The sequence below is a fragment of the Chthonomonas calidirosea T49 genome (assembly GCF_000427095.1).
In the GTDB taxonomy this organism is placed as follows: domain Bacteria; phylum Armatimonadota; class Chthonomonadetes; order Chthonomonadales; family Chthonomonadaceae; genus Chthonomonas; species Chthonomonas calidirosea.
Genome location: NC_021487.1, coordinates 365,285 through 381,259, shown reverse-complemented (window position 1 = coordinate 381,259; position 15,975 = coordinate 365,285). Strand labels below are relative to the sequence as shown.

15 protein-coding genes are annotated in these 15,975 nt (G+C 52.5%); 7 read left to right on the top strand and 8 right to left on the bottom strand.

The genetic code is table 11. The annotated features are described in order from the left end of the window. Nucleotides 1–127 precede the first annotated feature (127 nt). Nucleotides 128–1,951, top strand: a complete 1,824-nt coding sequence (locus CCALI_RS01670; protein ID WP_016481736.1) for an AMP-dependent synthetase/ligase — start codon at nucleotides 128–130, stop codon at nucleotides 1,949–1,951. Between the two features lie 47 nt (nucleotides 1,952–1,998). Here the strand turns inward: CCALI_RS01670 and CCALI_RS01665 are convergent, their stop codons facing one another. From CCALI_RS01665 to lepA, 3 genes are all read right to left on the bottom strand, one after another. Next, nucleotides 1,999–2,853 (bottom strand): phytanoyl-CoA dioxygenase family protein, encoded by an 855-nt coding sequence (locus CCALI_RS01665; RefSeq protein ID WP_016481735.1) that lies wholly within the window; start codon nucleotides 2,851–2,853, stop codon nucleotides 1,999–2,001. Nucleotide 2,854: 1 nt separating this feature from the next. Further along, nucleotides 2,855–3,361: a HEAT repeat domain-containing protein gene (locus tag CCALI_RS01660; protein WP_155850444.1), complete on the bottom strand. Its 507-nt coding sequence runs from the start codon at nucleotides 3,359–3,361 to the stop codon at nucleotides 2,855–2,857. Nucleotides 3,362–3,575: 214 nt separating this feature from the next. Continuing rightward, a complete protein-coding gene (gene lepA / locus CCALI_RS01655) occupies nucleotides 3,576–5,375 on the bottom strand; it encodes a translation elongation factor 4 (RefSeq protein ID WP_016481733.1) in 1,800 nt (599 codons plus the stop codon). 99 nt (nucleotides 5,376–5,474) lie between these two features. Here lepA and metF point away from each other — a divergent pair, with 99 nt between their 5' ends. Both metF and CCALI_RS01645 read left to right on the top strand, forming a co-directional pair. Further along, the gene (gene metF, locus CCALI_RS01650; protein ID WP_016481732.1) at nucleotides 5,475–6,392 is read left to right on the top strand and encodes a methylenetetrahydrofolate reductase [NAD(P)H]; all 918 of its coding nucleotides are present in this window, start codon (nucleotides 5,475–5,477) and stop codon (nucleotides 6,390–6,392) included. Between the two features lie 86 nt (nucleotides 6,393–6,478). Beyond that, nucleotides 6,479–6,958 carry a hypothetical protein gene (locus CCALI_RS01645; protein WP_016481731.1) on the top strand — a complete coding sequence of 160 codons (480 nt, stop codon included), beginning with the start codon at nucleotides 6,479–6,481 and terminating at the stop codon, nucleotides 6,956–6,958. Here the strand turns inward: CCALI_RS01645 and CCALI_RS01640 are convergent. From CCALI_RS01640 to CCALI_RS01620, 5 genes are all read right to left on the bottom strand, one after another. Continuing rightward, nucleotides 6,955–8,142, bottom strand: a complete 1,188-nt coding sequence (locus CCALI_RS01640; protein WP_016481730.1) for a glycosyltransferase — start codon at nucleotides 8,140–8,142, stop codon at nucleotides 6,955–6,957. The two genes, CCALI_RS01645 and CCALI_RS01640, sit on opposite strands and share 4 nt — an antisense overlap. Before the next feature lie 75 nt (nucleotides 8,143–8,217). After that, nucleotides 8,218–8,487 carry a hypothetical protein gene (locus CCALI_RS01635; RefSeq protein ID WP_016481729.1) on the bottom strand — a complete coding sequence of 90 codons (270 nt, stop codon included), beginning with the start codon at nucleotides 8,485–8,487 and terminating at the stop codon, nucleotides 8,218–8,220. Nucleotides 8,488–8,489: 2 nt separating this feature from the next. After that, entirely contained in the window at nucleotides 8,490–9,008 is a 519-nt protein-coding gene (locus tag CCALI_RS01630) for a hypothetical protein (RefSeq protein ID WP_044948765.1), read from the bottom strand. Nucleotides 9,009–9,106: 98 nt separating this feature from the next. Then, the gene (locus CCALI_RS01625; RefSeq protein WP_016481727.1) at nucleotides 9,107–10,924 is read right to left on the bottom strand and encodes an alpha-L-fucosidase; all 1,818 of its coding nucleotides are present in this window, start codon (nucleotides 10,922–10,924) and stop codon (nucleotides 9,107–9,109) included. A gap of 64 nt (nucleotides 10,925–10,988) precedes the next feature. Continuing rightward, the gene (locus CCALI_RS01620) at nucleotides 10,989–11,765 is read right to left on the bottom strand and encodes an alpha/beta hydrolase (RefSeq protein ID WP_016481726.1); all 777 of its coding nucleotides are present in this window, start codon (nucleotides 11,763–11,765) and stop codon (nucleotides 10,989–10,991) included. Between the two features lie 192 nt (nucleotides 11,766–11,957). Here CCALI_RS01620 and CCALI_RS01615 point away from each other — a divergent pair, with 192 nt between their 5' ends. Genes CCALI_RS01615 through CCALI_RS01600 form a run of 4 tightly spaced genes read left to right on the top strand, consistent with a single transcriptional unit; the run spans nucleotide 11,958 to nucleotide 15,965 of the window. Then, on the top strand, nucleotides 11,958–13,586 hold the full coding sequence (locus CCALI_RS01615; RefSeq protein ID WP_016481725.1) for a DHA2 family efflux MFS transporter permease subunit: 1,629 nt from the start codon (nucleotides 11,958–11,960) through the stop codon (nucleotides 13,584–13,586). Between the two features lie 5 nt (nucleotides 13,587–13,591). After that, a complete protein-coding gene (locus CCALI_RS01610) occupies nucleotides 13,592–14,860 on the top strand; it encodes an MFS transporter (protein WP_016481724.1) in 1,269 nt (422 codons plus the stop codon). Nucleotides 14,861–14,919: 59 nt separating this feature from the next. Next, nucleotides 14,920–15,714 carry an inositol monophosphatase family protein gene (locus CCALI_RS14630; protein WP_016481723.1) on the top strand — a complete coding sequence of 265 codons (795 nt, stop codon included), beginning with the start codon at nucleotides 14,920–14,922 and terminating at the stop codon, nucleotides 15,712–15,714. A gap of 20 nt (nucleotides 15,715–15,734) precedes the next feature. Continuing rightward, the gene (locus tag CCALI_RS01600) at nucleotides 15,735–15,965 is read left to right on the top strand and encodes a hypothetical protein (protein WP_016481722.1); all 231 of its coding nucleotides are present in this window, start codon (nucleotides 15,735–15,737) and stop codon (nucleotides 15,963–15,965) included. Nucleotides 15,966–15,975 lie beyond the last annotated feature (10 nt).

Below are 15,975 nucleotides of genomic sequence, written 5' to 3'. Positions count from 1 at the left end.
TAAGATGTCTAATGATTACTGTATTTGCTATATTTTATGCGGTATAATGTTTGCGTAGCATTCTGAATTCCCAGGTTTCTGGTTTTGTGCTCCCAAATCTATAATTTATAAAAAGAAGGACAGCGCTATGCAACCCCGCAGTCTCTACACCATGTTCCAACAGACGGTACAAACCTACCCCAACGCTAACGCAGTAGGATTTCGCTCCTCACGCAACCAGGACTACACTTTTTGGACCTACCAACAGCTCGATGCCGAGGTCCGCGCTTTTCGACGTGGGCTTGACGCCTTAGGACTTCGCAAAGGCGATCGCCTCGCCCTTATGTCCCACGAAAATCGCGTGGAGTGGGCTATTGCCGACCTGGCCGCTCAATCTCTCGGCATTGTTACCGTGCCTATCTACGGCACGCTTACCGCTACCCAGGTGGCCTACTACCTACGGGATTCTGGAGCGCGTATGGCCATCGTGGCTGATCAGAAGCAGCGCCAGAAAATTCAAGCCCATCGTGCCGAATTGCCCTCGCTTGAGTTCTTAGTTAGCATGACAGAGACCCAAGCGGATCTAGAATCGGCAGAAGCTTTAGCCTTTAATGAGGTGAAGGCCCTCGGTATTCGAACGGGGAAGTCGGAGGCTGAACTCGACGCCCTGAGCGCTCAGGTACAACCGGATGATCTGGCAACCCTCATCTATACCTCGGGGACTACCGGAGAGCCAAAAGGTGCCATGCTTACCCACGCCAGCCTCCTTCATACTCCCGATGCTGTCGTAGAAGAGCCGATCGCTCAGCTCGGCCCCGGAGATGTCTTCCTCTCTTTCCTTCCACTCAGCCACATCACTGAACGTGTTGGAGGCTACTACCTTCCTCTCCGAGTCGGCGCTTGCATCGTCTACTCTTTAGGGCTAATGACCTTCATAGATGAACTTCAAAGGCTGGTCCGGCCGACCGCTTTGCTCTGTGTGCCTCGACTTTGGGAGGCCATCTACGAAAAAGTTGAGGATACCATCAAAAAAACCCCGCCCCAAAAACGTCGTGTAGCTGAGTGGGCACTTGCTATCGCGCGAAAGGTAGCTCGTAAACGCTATGGCGCTGAAGGCTTCCAACATCTTGACCCCTTGCTAGCATTGCAGTACGCTATCGCAGAGCGCCTGGTGCTTCGTAAAATTCGAGAGCGGGTAACTGGAGGAAGGCTTCGCTACTGTGTTTCCGGAGGTGCGCCTTTGGCTCCCCACCTCGCTGAAATCTTTCTAGGGCTGGGAGTGCCCATCATGGAGGGCTATGGACTTTCAGAAGCAGGAGTGATCACCATCAATCGTCCTGGTCAACAGCGCATCGGAACGGTGGGCACACGACTCCCTCACGTCGAACTCAAACTCTCTCAAGATGGCGAAATTCTTGTACGTAGCCCTGGTTGTATGAAGGGCTACTATAATAAGCCACAAGATACCCAAGAGACCATTGATGAGGAAGGCTGGCTCCATACTGGCGACATTGGCGAGCTTTCTGCCGATGGCTATCTTAAAATTACCGACCGCAAAAAGGATATCCTTGTACTCAGCAACGGTAAAAAGGTAGCCCCCCAAAGCATAGAAGCTCTGCTAAAGCAAAGCCGCTTTATTGCTGAGGCGGTGCTCTTCGGTGATCAACAATCTCTTGTATCCGCTCTGATTGTGCCAGACTTTGAGAGGCTGGAAGCCTGGGCCAACGAAACAGGCCTCCCTACCGATAATCGTGAAACCTTACTGAAGAGCCCGGAAGTCCAAAAACTCTACCGCAACGAAATAGATGCCTATACCACCGACCTAGCCGACTTTGAGAAAGTGCGTAGCTTTCAACTTGTGCCCAACGCTTTTTCCATCGAAGGAGGAGAACTCACACCCACCCTCAAAGTCAAACGCCGATTTGTGGCAGAAAAATATGCTGCCTTCCTCACCGCGATGGAGAAACGCTAAGATCCCTTCTGGCACTTGCTTCTCGGAAGCTCCCGACAACGTGAGGGTTACCAAACACGCCAAGAGTTTTCACCTGTTCCCTCACGATAGAGCACCGGAAAGTAGGGGCCAGCGAAATAGTCGCCATCCTTACCGCTTAGCAAGCGCACATTCATATGTCCATCGCCGGGTGTACCAGCACGATACCGCGTTCCTTCTGGCATAAGATGCACCACAAGAGAACGGCGTGGTCGAGAACTGCGGTTCGGGCCGCTGCCGTGAATAGTTAGACAGTGGTGAAAACTGAGCGCCCCAGCCGGTAAAATGCATGAGACCGTACGAAAACTCCGACCACTTACCGCCTCAATTCGTGCCCGCAATGCATCGAGATCTTTGGCAAAAAAGTCACCTTCCGGCAGTAGTCCCCACTTATGACTACCCGGAACCACTTGCATACATCCATTCTCCTCGGTCACATCGTCAAGAGCTACCCAAGCTGTCAACAACTCCGGAGGGTCGGTGCACTGCCAATAATGATAGTCCTGGTGCCATCCCACGTTGCCCTTTGTACCGCTGTCCGGGGGCTTTAACAAGAGCTGGTCATGCCAAAGCCTTATGGCACTAGCACCTGTCAAGCGACATGCCATCGCCCCAATCAGCGGATGTAGCGCCAACTTGGCCATGGTGGCGTCAGCCCAGTGAGAATTATCTATCTTCACAATACGGTCAATGGGCTGTCCTGGTGGTGGGTCGTGAGACCAAGGGCTACGCGTCGTTTCATAGCACCCTGCTACCACACGCGCATGGTGCTCGCGCAACGTCTCCAACTCCGTGTCCGAAAGGATACACGGTGCCAACCAATAGCCGTTCTCACGGTAGAAAGCCACATCCTCAGCGGACGGCAAAAGCGCTTCCCATTCCATTTTAGTCTCCTTGAGGGGGTTCTGCCCGTTCATTCGATAACAGAGAAACGTTCTCCTCCTCACCAAAATGCATTGAGAATCGCTCATATGGCACGCCTCTGTCTTTTGGAAGAATATGAAGAAGCGTCTTTAACTCCTCTACGTGCCTACCAACGGGCTGTAACAAAAGTGCAGGTGGATCGGAGGGCAAGGTGCCAGCCCGCAACAGCAAGGAACGAGGCTCTAAATAGAGGATAGCTCGCCGTATCGAGGGTATAAATCCGATACCGCGTACATCCTCAAGCTCACGCAGCAGAGGGAGCGCACGCCCATCGCCTAGCTTGGCCAGCGCCTCAGTAAATACCTCGCCCCGTTCCCGCCAGCCTGGATGCTGCATCTCTACGGTGACTCGCAGCGCATGAACAAGGTGAGGCACCGCGCTGCAATCCCCCGCATCGGCCAAACGCATTGCAGCGTCAATGGCAACACGACTATCTTCCGAGAGCAATAGAGGGGCCAATTCGTGCACGAGAGCGCTGCAGGGCTGTCGCCAACATCTCCGCCTTTGTAACCAAGCAAAAAGGTCTCTCCCAACAAAATCTATTCCTAAAAACCCCAGCGTAAGAACACTGAAGGATAGGAATACACCACAAGCAAACTGTAGAAGAAACTCCTCTAGCCTCAACATGTACGCTCCATCCGAGTTATGCAGAACGTGTTGCGGTCGCTCCCATCCTCCTCATCTAATCCCCGATCTTTAGAACGCTCAAGAAGGCTTCTTGCGGCAACTCGATGCTGCCCACCTGCTTCATACGTTTCTTACCCTCTTTCTGCTTCTCCAGAAGTTTGCGCTTTCGTGTGATGTCACCACCATAACACTTCGCTGTCACGTTCTTACGCAGCGGTTTCACCGACTCAGCCGCGATGATCTTGCCCCCAATTGCCGCTTGGATGCGCACCTCAAACTGCTGGCGCGGCACGACCTCCTTTAATTTTTCCACAATCTGACGTGCGCGCTCGTAAGCTTTGTCTCGATGCGTTATGAACGATAAGGCATCTACGGGGTCTCCGTTCATCAGAATATCAATCTTTACCAATTTCGATTCGCGATAGCCCGCCAGCTCATAATCGAAACTCGCATACCCCCGCGTGCGCGATTTGAGCTGGTCAAAGAAATCCATCAAAATCTCGCCAAGGGGAATATCGTACTTCAACAGCACCCTATCTGGGGCCGGATACTCCATGTGCACAAACTCGCCCCGCCGCTCCCGACACAACTCCATAATAGGTCCCACATACTCCTTCGGCGTCAAAATAGTGGCCGCGACATAGGGCTCTTCGATATGATCGATCGTCGTCGGTGGAGGCATATGAGCCGGGTTATCTACATCCACTACGGTTCCGTCCGTTCGATAGACCTTATAAACTACCGACGGGGAGGTCGCAATGAGATTAAGGTTAAATTCACGCTCCAACCGCTCCTGCACCACATCCATGTGCAGCAACCCTAAAAAACCACACCGAAATCCAAAACCAAGCGCTGCAGAAGTTTCTGGCTCAAAAGAGAGTGCGGCATCGTTCAATTGAAGCTTGGCCAGAGCATCTCTCAGGTCAGTGTAGTCTGCCCCATCTACAGGATAAAGCCCACAGAAAACCATCGGTTTCGCCGTTCGATACCCTGGCAGAGGCTCCTGGGCGGGTCGTGTGGCATCGGTTATGGTGTCCCCGACGCGAGCATCTCCAATGGTCTTAATACCTGCCGCTAAATAGCCGACCTCACCCGTTGCCAGCATCTCTCCGGGCTGCCGCTCTGGAGTAAAAGTCCCTACCTCCAAAACCTCAAACTCCTTGCCAGTAGACATGAAACGTATGCGCTGCCCTGGCTTGATCTGCCCGTCCACAACGCGCACATAACAGATGACGCCAAGATAAGTATCGAACTTGCTGTCGAAAATAAGAGCACGTAGAGGCGCGTTAGGGTCGCCTGAGGGCGGAGGAATCCGCTGGACTATCGCCTCCATAATCTGCTCTATCCCCACTCCGGTCTTGGCGCTCGCCAAAATTGCCTCAGAAGCATCTATAGCCAGAACGTTTTCGATCTCCTCTTTCACACGCTCTGGATCGGCCGCGGGCAGGTCGATCTTATTAATAATGGGCACGATCTCCAAGTTATTTTGATAAGCAAGGTTTACATTCGCCAAAGTTTGCGCCTCCACTCCTTGGGCTGCATCCACGACAAGCAAGGCCCCCTCACAAGCCGCTAGCGAACGTGAAACTTCATACGTAAAGTCCACATGCCCAGGAGTATCAATGAGATTGAACTGATAAACCTGCCCATCCTTTGCCTTATAATACAGCCGGACCGCGGTCATCTTGATGGTGATGCCTCGCTCCCGCTCCAACTCCATGGTGTCAAGCAACTGCTCCTGCATCTCTCGTGGGCTCACCGCACCGGTCGCCTCGAGAATGCGATCCGCCAAGGTGGATTTGCCGTGGTCAACATGCGCAATAATACAAAAGTTACGAATATGACTTTGATCCATAGAGTCCTATTTGCTACCGAGGATTCGATTATCTACGGTCTTATTATAGCATGCCGTCTCTCGAATGCTGAGGTATCATAAACATTGAGGAGACACGAAATGCACATCTGCGACATCTTTGCCGCACATCGCACAACCTTTAGTTTTGAGTTCTTTCCACCGCATACCCCAAAAGGTTGGGAGCAGCTTTTCAAAACAATCGAAGACCTAATGCCCCTGCGTCCCTCTTTTGTTTCGGTTACCTACGGAGCAGGTGGGTCTACCCGAGAAAAAACCCACGAACTGGTGGTGCGTATTAAAGAGCAAATCGGCTGCGAACCTATACCGCATCTTACCTGCGTTTGTCATACGGAAGAAGAGATACACGCGATCCTCCAACGCTATGCCGCACACGGCATCTCCAATATCATGGCGCTCTCGGGGGATATCCCCCGTGATAAGCCTCATCACGACCGCACTAAAGATGCCTTTCGTTACGCTGCTGAACTTGTTCGTTTCATTCGAAAATTTAACGAAAGTGGCCTCCACCCAGATCCGCGTGGCTTCGGCATCGGCGTTGCAGGCTATCCAGAAGGACACCCCGATACCCCAAATCGCCTTAAAGAGATGGACTACCTGAAGGCTAAAGTGGATGCGGGCGCTAACTATATAGTAACCCAACTCTTCTTCGACAATCGTGATTTCTACGATTTTCGTGAACGTTGTGAGCTAGCAGGTATTCATGTTCCGATCATCGCCGGCATTATGCCTATAACCTCCATTAGTAATATGGAGCGCATCGCAGAGCTCGCTCGTGGCTCCCGCATTCCCGCCGGGCTGCTCCGTGCCGTCCGTCGTTGCGGAGACAATGAAGAGTATGTGCGCCGTGTGGGGATTCAGTGGGCAACAGAGCAGTGTCGTGATCTCCTTGACAACCACGTGCGAGGCATCCACTTCTACACCCTAAATCAGTCTTCCGCCACACGTGAAATCTACGCAAATCTGGGAGCTCGTGACTCGAGCGCGTTGGAAACCTGAGAGATATGCACCGTTGAATTACGTATATACTGCGGCGCCTTTTTGACTCTGGCGGCAAACCAACATCAAATCATGAGGAGAGCAGCATGCCCATTGAACTCATTCTGCACAAAGCAACTACATCCGAAGGACAATCCTATCAAGACCTGAAAGCCTATTTAAGCGGTTTGCCAAACGCGGTACCTGAAGGAGATGATTTTGTCTTCTGCGATGAGGAACAGGGCCTCTATGTTGTTGTGCAAATAGGAAATCTCGATGGGGAAAGCTTCCACCCCGGCCCCAACCCCTATCAGCAATGTAATGCAATTCTCATCCGCATTCCCAATGACCCACCCAATTCTCTGATAGAACCCCTTGCAGAGTTCGCTTTTAACATCGCTCGTCGCTTCGGCTGGGCTGTCTATGAACGCTCTCATCAGACCCCCATCGCCGACGAGCAGTCGCTCGCTAAACGTCTCTCCGGTCTGCCTGTTCCGCTACCAGTAGCTTCCTCAGGCTGCATGGGCATATTCGTGCTCCTTCTAGCGCTCTTGCTCCTCAATAACCTCATGCTCAGCTATCACTAAGAGGGGCCCCTCTTACCTACCAGGGTGTATGGCCTTCGATAAACAGGCGCATAAACCTGTATTGCCTCCTCGTAGATGCACCGCGTCTGTTGGGCAATACGCGGCCAAGAGTAACGCTCTGCATACTCCTTTGCCAACCGCTCTAAAGTTGCCCTCCTCGATTCATCGTTCAACAACCGGTGCAGATGCCTGCGGCAGTCCTCCACATCTCCTGAGCGAAATAGCTCTAAACAGGCAATACGGCCCACGATCTCTCGAAAACAGGCCAAATCCGACGCTAACACGGCCTTTCCGTAAGCCAACGGAATTGTGACGGAGTAAGAACCGGTTGCTTCGGTATGAGGAGCCAGCACCACCGTGCTTGCTGCCATCGCCTCAGCCACTTCCTCATCCGGTAGATAACCTGTTACGATCACCCTATGCCGTTCCCCCGATGACTCTATAGCCCTTACCAACTGGGCGAAATAGGGTTCCATCGCAGCGTTTCGAGGCCCACCGGCAATAACAAGCTTAACGTCCTCCGGTAAAGAGGGGAGCAGCTTTAATGTCAACTCATAGCCCTTATTAGGAGCTGTATAACCAAAAATGGTGATCAAACGATAGCCCTCCAGCCCAAAACGGCGTCGAAAAGCTTCGCCACCCGTAGTGGCCGCAACAACTTCCGGCACACCTGCCGGCAAGACGTGTATGAACTTCGGATCGGCCCCTCGCCCCACTAGCTGCTGCTTGGCCTCTTCCGTGTGAACGATGGTAACCGCTGTGACAAAGGGGGCTACCTGTACACTATCTACCCATGCATGATTACGTAGTAGAACCCACTTCGCCAGCTTTTTCAATAGGCGCCGCTCCGTGCGGTAACGCAGCATCTCCTCTGCAGTGTAGGTCGTATGGGCCGTCAGCACGATCGGCTTCGTGATGAGATACCGAAACTCCCAATATGCCGAATGCCCAGGCAAAATCCCGCCCCAAAAACTGTGCTCGTGCTGCACATGTACCACATCAATATCGTCCGCGTTAAGCCGCTCCGCAATCGCTAAATAGTGCCCCCTCGACTGCTTTCCCTCGGTAATGGGCACAATTTCTACTTCCGTTTCAGGCAACAAACGCAACGCATTGACCAAAGCTTGTGTATAGGCTGCGATGCCACAGCGATCGCCAACGGTGGTGTACATCCCGATTTTCATAGGCGCCCATCCCTATCTGCTATACGTAGTTTAGGGAAGTATAACACATCGAGCGCTCTACCGTTTTGTCTCTACTTAGCCACGAAGATAGAGAGCTAGCCCAGCAAAAGCGAGCGCGGCCAAACACAGCAGAATCGCGCCCCATGCCAGAAGATGCGACTCCCACAACGGTTTCGATAACCGGCGCATGGCGCGCAGACGTTCGTTTTCAGCCCGCAACCGCTCATTCTCCTGCAATAACGCCTCTAAAGAGGCCTTTTCACTCTCCGCAGCACTTGTAGAGGAATAAGGACGCCAATTCGGCACAACGAGCCCGTTGCGGAGAGGCGCCATTGGTTTTGGCATGCCTAAAATCCTCGTAAGTACTTCAGACGAGATACAAAAGCGGCCGCAGCCTCTTGCGTCTCGCCAGTGGGTGCATAGAGCAGGGTTGCTGCCGGAAAGCTGTGGTAAATGCAAACTCGCAAAATGAAAGGCTTATCAGAAGCCAGTTCCATCCACAGCTCCTCAATGTTCACAATACTCTCTAGAGGGGTGGAGTGCATGCGAAAACCGTTTGCAAAGGCTAAAAACTCGAAAAGCGTCTCTCCCTCTATTGCCAACCCTTGTAAGTGTGGACGATGCACCGCCTCCCATCCATACGACCCGTCGCTGAAATAGCTCGGATCTACCTCATGGGAAAGATAGGAACCGCGCAGATTCGGATGCGATTGTGCAAACTCTTCTAGCAACCCTTCAATACGCCGAAATATCCCTGGGCTTAACTGAAGTTCATATAGTCCGTTCCGAAACCGATGGACAAACGACGCTGCGCTGCTGCTAGGCTGCCCTGAATCGGTCATCCGTGGGATTCTTTCTGCCGACATAAATCTCTCTTCTCCTTCGCACACCTCACACAAACCGTTACGGCCTCCCAACCCTCTCAAGATGTGTCTCCTGATTATCGGCTACGGCTTGTAGAGGCTTAAGACTGAGGGATCAGCTCTATAGCACGCAGATTCATCACTGCTCCATGAGGCATCGTTATGGGTATTACCTTCAAGGTAACGACACCAGCCTGCAGGTGCAGATGCCCCTCTAGCGCCATTGAACGGAAATCATCCCATCCTCCCGTCGCTGTGACCTCTCCACTTAGTCGAGACTCCGGCGCGTCTTTTGATGCGACTACCACTTGAAATGTGCTACCTGCGCTTGCTGGCTCACAAGCATAGATAAGCCGTACCTCGTAGTCCCCGCTCTGAGGAACCTTCAAAAGCCAACTCACCGTATCATGCACATCCGTCCAATATCCGATGTTCGGTTGGCCTCCCTTAGTCTCCAGCTGAGCGTGCTCGCCATGAATATCGGCATCTGTCGCCGGTAGCCAAAAACGACCATCCCCACCAGGCTTTTCCACGATGGGTACGTTCTCTACTTCCGGTGCTCCTGCAAGCTTAAGGGCAATAACGGTCGCTGCAGGATCAAGCCTATCCGGTTTGCCGATCATAACACCATCTGCGCCTGTCGTCACCGGAAGTCGCTGGTTATTCAACAGGCATCTCGCCTCCAAAACCCTTGTTTTGAGGCCTGGCAGGCGTAGCATCCCATCCTGTGGCCAGTTAAATACTTGCAAATAGAGTCTGTTGCCTTTTTTCGTGCAGCTTCCATCAAACGGTAGACGACGAAACGGCCCAGCCTCGGTGCCATAAATAGAAGCTCCATTCACACGCAGCCAATCCCCTATGGCGAGGAGGCGATCCACCTCTGGTTGGGGAATGATGCCCTCCGCCGTCGGCCCTACGTTTAGGAGAAAATTGCCGCCCCTTCCCACGATCAAGCAAAGATCGCGAATTAGTTGTGTCGCCGATTTGAAATCCGTGTCGTTCTTCGAGTAGCCCCATGTGTTGTTGATCGTCATACAAGTTTCCCATAACCTACCGTTAGGGAGCGGTGCCGATGGAATGGTCTGTTCCGGGGTAGAGTAATCCTCCGGCAAATTCAAACGATCGTTGATAATGATGTTAGGCTGAAGAGAGCGGATAAGTTGGACGATCTCGAGAGCGTGCTCTTCCTGCGCCGTATGCTCCCAACCGCCATCAAACCACAAAACGCTAATGGGGCCGTATTGCGTTAACAGCTCACGAAGCTGTCCTTTTACATACTCCACGTAACGCTCCAAACTTGCTCCCTCCGTCGGGCGCGTATCCCATGGACGACGCGGAAGATAGTCTGGAGCATGCCAATCCATAAAGGAGTAGTAAAACCCAAAATGCAGACCTTGTTCCCGACATGCGCGAGCCAAGTCGGCCATCGGATCATGGTGATAGGGAGTGGCATCCACGATATTGTAGGAAGTTAAGCGCGTACGAAACATACAGAATCCATCATGATGCTTGCTCGTAATGACGATATATCTCATACCAGCCCGTTTTGCGATAGAAACCCACTGTTCTGCGTTGAATTTCACTGGGTCGAACTGTTTTGCAAACTTTTCGTACTCCGCAACTTGCAGATGCCTCGGCTTGCCGGTTGCTGGGTCAATTGTGGTGTGATTGGAGAAATACCATTCCGCCGCACCTTGCGAGGAATCGGCAGGAACGGCGTAGATGCCCCAGTGAATGAACATCCCAAATTTGGCCTCCCGCCACCAGGCCGTTCGCTTAGCAAACTGTGCCTTTGTCTCATGAGTCTCAGGATTCACCATGAGATCAGGCCACGATTGTGCCAGCAGTCGCGAGCCAATAGTTATGCAAGCTCCCGTTACAGCACAAAAAACAAGTCGCTTTGTCCTCTTGCTCCACATGGCCTCCGAACTCCTCCATCCTGTCGTATTATTTTATTAACTTCGACCTTCTAGCATGATTCTCCTACTTAAAGCGCCCACCAACCGATTTTGCCCCCACACGCTGCGCAACCCACGGTAATGCCGCACGAAAGGCTCGGTCCCAGTAAGGCCAGGTATGATAACCAGGCTCTTCCTTATACTCATGCCCATAACCGATGAAATGGAGATGGTTATGAAAACGTCGTGTGCTTGCTAACAACTCATCCTGCAAGCCACAATCGATCCAAAGAGCTGCCCGTTCGTAGGGGTAACGACAAAGAGCCTCTTCAGCTAAAGCATAGACGTTGTGCTGCCGACGAAAGCGTCTACATGTCTGCAGATCGCCGAAAACCGGGTGAGGGTGAGTACTTTGTGTAATGTCGAAAGCGCCACTATGACTCACAGCAGTACCAAAGAGCTTGTAGTGCCTCAATGCAAGCTTAATGGCCCCATATCCGCCCATCGACAACCCCTCAATCGCCCAAGCCTTCCCAGGCGGGGCTATTGGAAGTGTGGCCTGCAAATGAGGTATCAGACAGGCGATCAGGTCGGTCTCATAAGCCCCTGAACCATCGAATGCATCCGTATACCACCCATCGTCCCCTTGAGGACAAACCACACAGAGGTAGTAACCGGCCAAATATCGAATCGCACGGGTCTGCTCGAACCAATCTCTGTGGCTCCCACCCCTTCCATGCAGTAGGATGAGCAAGGGCAGCTGTTCATTTCTATTCAGCTCCGGCAAGTAGACACTAAAAGGTTGAGTGCGCTTTAACGCTTGAGAATAGTAGGTGCGCTCTTCCACTCTCCCGACGCTCATACGCTTACCTCCGTCTCTGCTCAAAACTACGTTTCACACTCGTCTCTTTTCGATCCTGCTCGACGCAGCCTCAGAAGAACCTCATCTGTTTATGCCTTTCGTAAGCGGATAAAGCAGCAACTTGGTTAACTCCTTCGTATATCCTTAGGGAAATACCTCAAAATATGCCAAAAATGAGAAAGTTAATCACCTATGACAGCCTCTAACCTTGCTGCTAAGAACGGGCGTCGTGTTGTTTTGACCGATACGGGTGAAGAGCTGTCGCCGTATCGCTGGATTATTCTCGTGGGGCTGATCACTACAGCCATTCTCGAGGTTTTGGATACCACCATCGTTAACGTCTCTCTGCCGCAAATGGCCGGAAACGTGGGGGCAACGACAGAGGAGATCAGCTGGGTCGCTACCGGATATATCCTCTCTAACGTGATCGTCCTTCCGCTTACCGCTTGGCTTGCCTCACGCTTTGGGCGAAAGCGCTATCTTGTCAGCTCTATTATCCTCTTCATCTCTGCCTCCTTTATGTGCGGCACCTCACGCACTCTCGGAGAGATCGTCTTGTGGCGAATCGTTCAAGGAGCCGGCGGAGCGGCGTTCATTTCGACCGTTCAGGCCACCATTCGTGAGATATTTCCTCGAGAACAACAGGGCACCGTGCAGGCCATCTACGTAATGGGAGTCATCATCGCTCCAACTCTCGGCCCCACCATCGGAGGCTGGATTACCGACAACTACACCTGGCCGTGGATATTCTTTGTTAACGTTCCTATCGGAATTGTAGCGGCCCTCATCATAGGACTCTTCCTAACAGAAGCCAAGCATAAAATGCAGATCGAAAAGGTGGACTGGCTCGGCATAAGTCTTTTAGCGGTTGGGCTTGGCTCACTGCAATATGTTCTGGAAGAGGGCAATCGTAACAACTGGTTTGATGATCCCGTTATCACGCGACTAACGATTCTTTCGGCCATAGCTCTCATCGCTATGGTCATATGGGAGCTTTCACCGCGTAATACATCGCCTGTTGTTAACTTTCGTGTCACCCGAAATCGCGATCTCAGCGCCGCGCTCATTCTCTTTCTTATCCTTGGTTTTGGCCTTTATGGGGGTGTTTTCCTCTATCCCCTTTTCGCACAAAACGTTCTCGGCTTTACGGCGACCCTTACAGGTTTGGTGCTTATGCCCGGTGGCATCGCAACCGGTATCGCCGCTATGTTCTGTGGCAGAATGCTAAACGGAAAAGTGATGCGGGCTGACCCACGCATCTTCATTTGGACTGGTCTTACCCTATTTATCTACTCGATGTGGTCCCTAGCCCACCTTACCCCCCAAAGTGGTGAGCCGGCCGTACGTCTCGCCCTTATTATTCGTGGGCTTGGGCTAGGCCTCCTGTTTACTCCTATTAACCTCGTGGCCTTCAACAGCCTTAAAGGAGTGGAGATCGCCCAAGGCGCCTCCCTTCTGAACCTGTGCCGTCAGCTCGGCGGCTCGTTCGGGATCGCTATCCTAAGCACCTATCTTGATAACATGGAACGCTTCCATGCCACGATGCTAAGTACCCACCTCTATCCCGAAAATCCTTACTTTCAAAGCCGCCTTACCATGCTACAACACTATCTCATGACACGAGGGCATGACGCCGTCCAAGCCCACAAAATGGCCTTGGCGCTTATCTCCTACACGGTCCAAAGTCAGGCGGCCACTATGGCTTTCAACAACGCCTTCCTCCTCATCGGGATCTCTACTCTATGCGTCTCACCACTCGTGCTGATCATGCGCGTGCGCCGTAAGCCCTCCACCAACGCGGCGGCGGAGGCCATGCACTAAAGGCAATGCTTGGCGCGCTGCAAGCTTTTTGTCCTTCTTCCCCTTATGCGCGACGTCTCATTCTCGTGCGTGGGGTAAGAGCTGTTGGACAAGGAGCTATGATCGTCTCCTTTACCCTTTATCTACGTGAGCTAGGCTGGAGCGCTGCCGCTATTGGGCTGCTGCTAAGTGCAATTGGCCTTATTAACGCCGCGCTTAGCCTTTTCTTCGGTGCCCTCGGCGATAAAATGGGGCCAAAACGGTTGCTTCTTCTCCACCAGTCGCTCGTCGGCCTCATTCTACTCCCGATGCTGTTCTATTCCGGCCGCTTTCTCATTACCGTTGCAGCCTTTGTGGGGAATCTAGGGCGTGGACAAAACGGAGCAGCCGGACCGTTTTCGGCCGTAGAGACAGCCTGGCTCGCCGGTTTCTTACACTCCCAAGAGCGCGGAAACGCCTTCAGTTTAAACTCCGCTGCCGGCTTTTTTGGCATGGCTGTGGGCTCGCTCCTAGCTGCTCTCCAACCTCTATGGCAACCCTTGTTTCATGGGGATAGTGCGTTTCGACCGCTCTTCCTGCTTCCTATCCTCGCCGCCATCTTCGCCGTTGGTGTGCTCTCTACCGTGCCCGATATCGCGCCCAAACCGCCCATCCAATCTCCTCACTCCACAAGTCCCTCTATCCGCATCCGCATACAAGAGGGGCTACGCGACTTTCGCATGCTGATTTTGCTCTCTCTTACGAACGCCTTCAACGGCTTTGCCATCGGGATGACAAGCCCCCTTATCTCTTATTGGTTTGCTGTTCGCTATCATGTTGGGCCTGAACGCATCGGTTCGGCTTTTCTATTTACTTTTCTTCTGACCGGCATCTCCGCCTTACTCACAGGACACCTTACCCAACGGGTTGGGCTCATACGCTCCGTCGTTATCCCCCGCAGCATAGGCCTTCTCTTGCTAGTGCTTCTACCGTTGGCACCTACCTATCCACTCGCCGCTCTTCTCTACATTCTCCGCTCTGCCTTCAATCGCGGCACCGTCGGTGCCCGCCAAGCCGTAGCTATCGGTCTGATTCCGGAGCGTTGGAGGGCGCTAGGTATCAGCATCAACAATATCTCCTCTAGCTTCCCATCCGCAGTGGGCCCCTCTCTCAGCGGATGGATGCTCCAAGCCGACGAGCTCGCCCTTCCCTTCTACTGTGCTGCGTGCCTTCAAGGCTTTTACCTCGTGCTCTACTTCCTGCTTTTTCGCCATGTAGATAACCGTTCGAACCTCCCGAATCCGGAACTTACCTAGCTAATTGCGGGATCCTGGTAAGATGATTCCGTATCTTAAAACGAGAGGAACCTTGTCCAGTGGTAGACATAGATAGCGATTTTTTATGCGCCCTCGCCCGTGAAGCCGGCAGTCACGCCCTTGATATGGCAGAAAACCTCCATGCCGAACTTAAGCCCGATCAAACCTTTGTCACTCGCGTAGACCGTGAGATCGAACGGTTCCTTTATGAGCAACTCAAAAACCGATACCCACATTTTGCCTTTCTTGGAGAAGAAACGGGCTGGCATGGCTCTACCGACGGGCCTCTTTGGGCTGTAGACCCTATTGACGGTACCACAAACATGGTCTACAATATCCCCATTTGGGGGGTCTCTATTGCCTTACTTCTTGACGGTGAGCCCGTCGCCGGTGTGTTCTACATCCCTCGCCTCGATGAACTCTTCTATGCGCAATTGGGGCAAGGCAGCTACTGCAATGGCATACGCCTTCATTCCCCAGATCGTACAGTGCTCCATCTTGAAGATACCATCGGATTCACTAGTGCGGCAGCCAAAAACCTTCGCACGAAAGCGCTCCATGGCCGGATACGCTGTCTCGGCTCCATCGCTGCTGATATCGCCTATGTGGGGCGCGGCAGCCTCGCCTGCCTCGTTGGATGGAGCGAAGGCGCTTACGATATGGCAGCAGCTCTCCTTGTGGCGAAGGAAGCAGGATGCGTAGCTCGCTACTTTTCCGGTCAGCCGGTTGAACTTAAACCCCTTCTCACGCAAGGCAAAACACGAGAACCCTTCATTATCGCCCCACCAAATACCTATGAACTTGTACGAGCTGAACTAGCAATAGATAACTTACAAGACTCAAAAGAGGTATAACATACCGAGAGGAGTTCGCTATGGACGACGAAATTAAAAAGCTTCTCGCTGACGAAGTTGAAACCGAGGCCGAATCGCATTTTGGTGATAAGGCGAAAGAGTTAGCTGACCAAGCCCTTAGCTACTTTGGACTAAAACCTAAGGCAGATAATCCTGACGCAGCTACCGACCAAGCTTCAGCTCAACCTGCAGCCCCTAGTCAGGACACTGACGACGATTCTTCCAATACAGCAGAGGATAACGATCAGTAATAGTACGGAG

What these genes read in the sequence shown, in the direction of transcription:
- CCALI_RS01635 (WP_016481729.1), bottom strand. Translation starts at nt 8,487, where the DNA reads ATGCCAAAACCAATGGCGCCTCTCCGCAACGGGCTCGTTGTGCCGAAT.
- CCALI_RS01625 (WP_016481727.1), bottom strand. Translation starts at nt 10,924, where the DNA reads ATGTGGAGCAAGAGGACAAAGCGACTTGTTTTTTGTGCTGTAACGGGA.
- CCALI_RS01640 (WP_016481730.1), bottom strand. Translation starts at nt 8,142, where the DNA reads ATGAAAATCGGGATGTACACCACCGTTGGCGATCGCTGTGGCATCGCA.
- metF (WP_016481732.1), top strand. Translation starts at nt 5,475, where the DNA reads ATGCACATCTGCGACATCTTTGCCGCACATCGCACAACCTTTAGTTTT.
- CCALI_RS01665 (WP_016481735.1), bottom strand. Translation starts at nt 2,853, where the DNA reads ATGGAATGGGAAGCGCTTTTGCCGTCCGCTGAGGATGTGGCTTTCTAC.
- CCALI_RS01615 (WP_016481725.1), top strand. Translation starts at nt 11,958, where the DNA reads ATGACAGCCTCTAACCTTGCTGCTAAGAACGGGCGTCGTGTTGTTTTG.
- CCALI_RS01600 (WP_016481722.1), top strand. Translation starts at nt 15,735, where the DNA reads ATGGACGACGAAATTAAAAAGCTTCTCGCTGACGAAGTTGAAACCGAG.
- CCALI_RS01670 (WP_016481736.1), top strand. Translation starts at nt 128, where the DNA reads ATGCAACCCCGCAGTCTCTACACCATGTTCCAACAGACGGTACAAACC.
- CCALI_RS01630 (WP_044948765.1), bottom strand. Translation starts at nt 9,008, where the DNA reads ATGTCGGCAGAAAGAATCCCACGGATGACCGATTCAGGGCAGCCTAGC.
- lepA (WP_016481733.1), bottom strand. Translation starts at nt 5,375, where the DNA reads ATGGATCAAAGTCATATTCGTAACTTTTGTATTATTGCGCATGTTGAC.
- CCALI_RS01610 (WP_016481724.1), top strand. Translation starts at nt 13,592, where the DNA reads ATGCTTGGCGCGCTGCAAGCTTTTTGTCCTTCTTCCCCTTATGCGCGA.
- CCALI_RS01645 (WP_016481731.1), top strand. Translation starts at nt 6,479, where the DNA reads ATGCCCATTGAACTCATTCTGCACAAAGCAACTACATCCGAAGGACAA.
- CCALI_RS01620 (WP_016481726.1), bottom strand. Translation starts at nt 11,765, where the DNA reads ATGAGCGTCGGGAGAGTGGAAGAGCGCACCTACTATTCTCAAGCGTTA.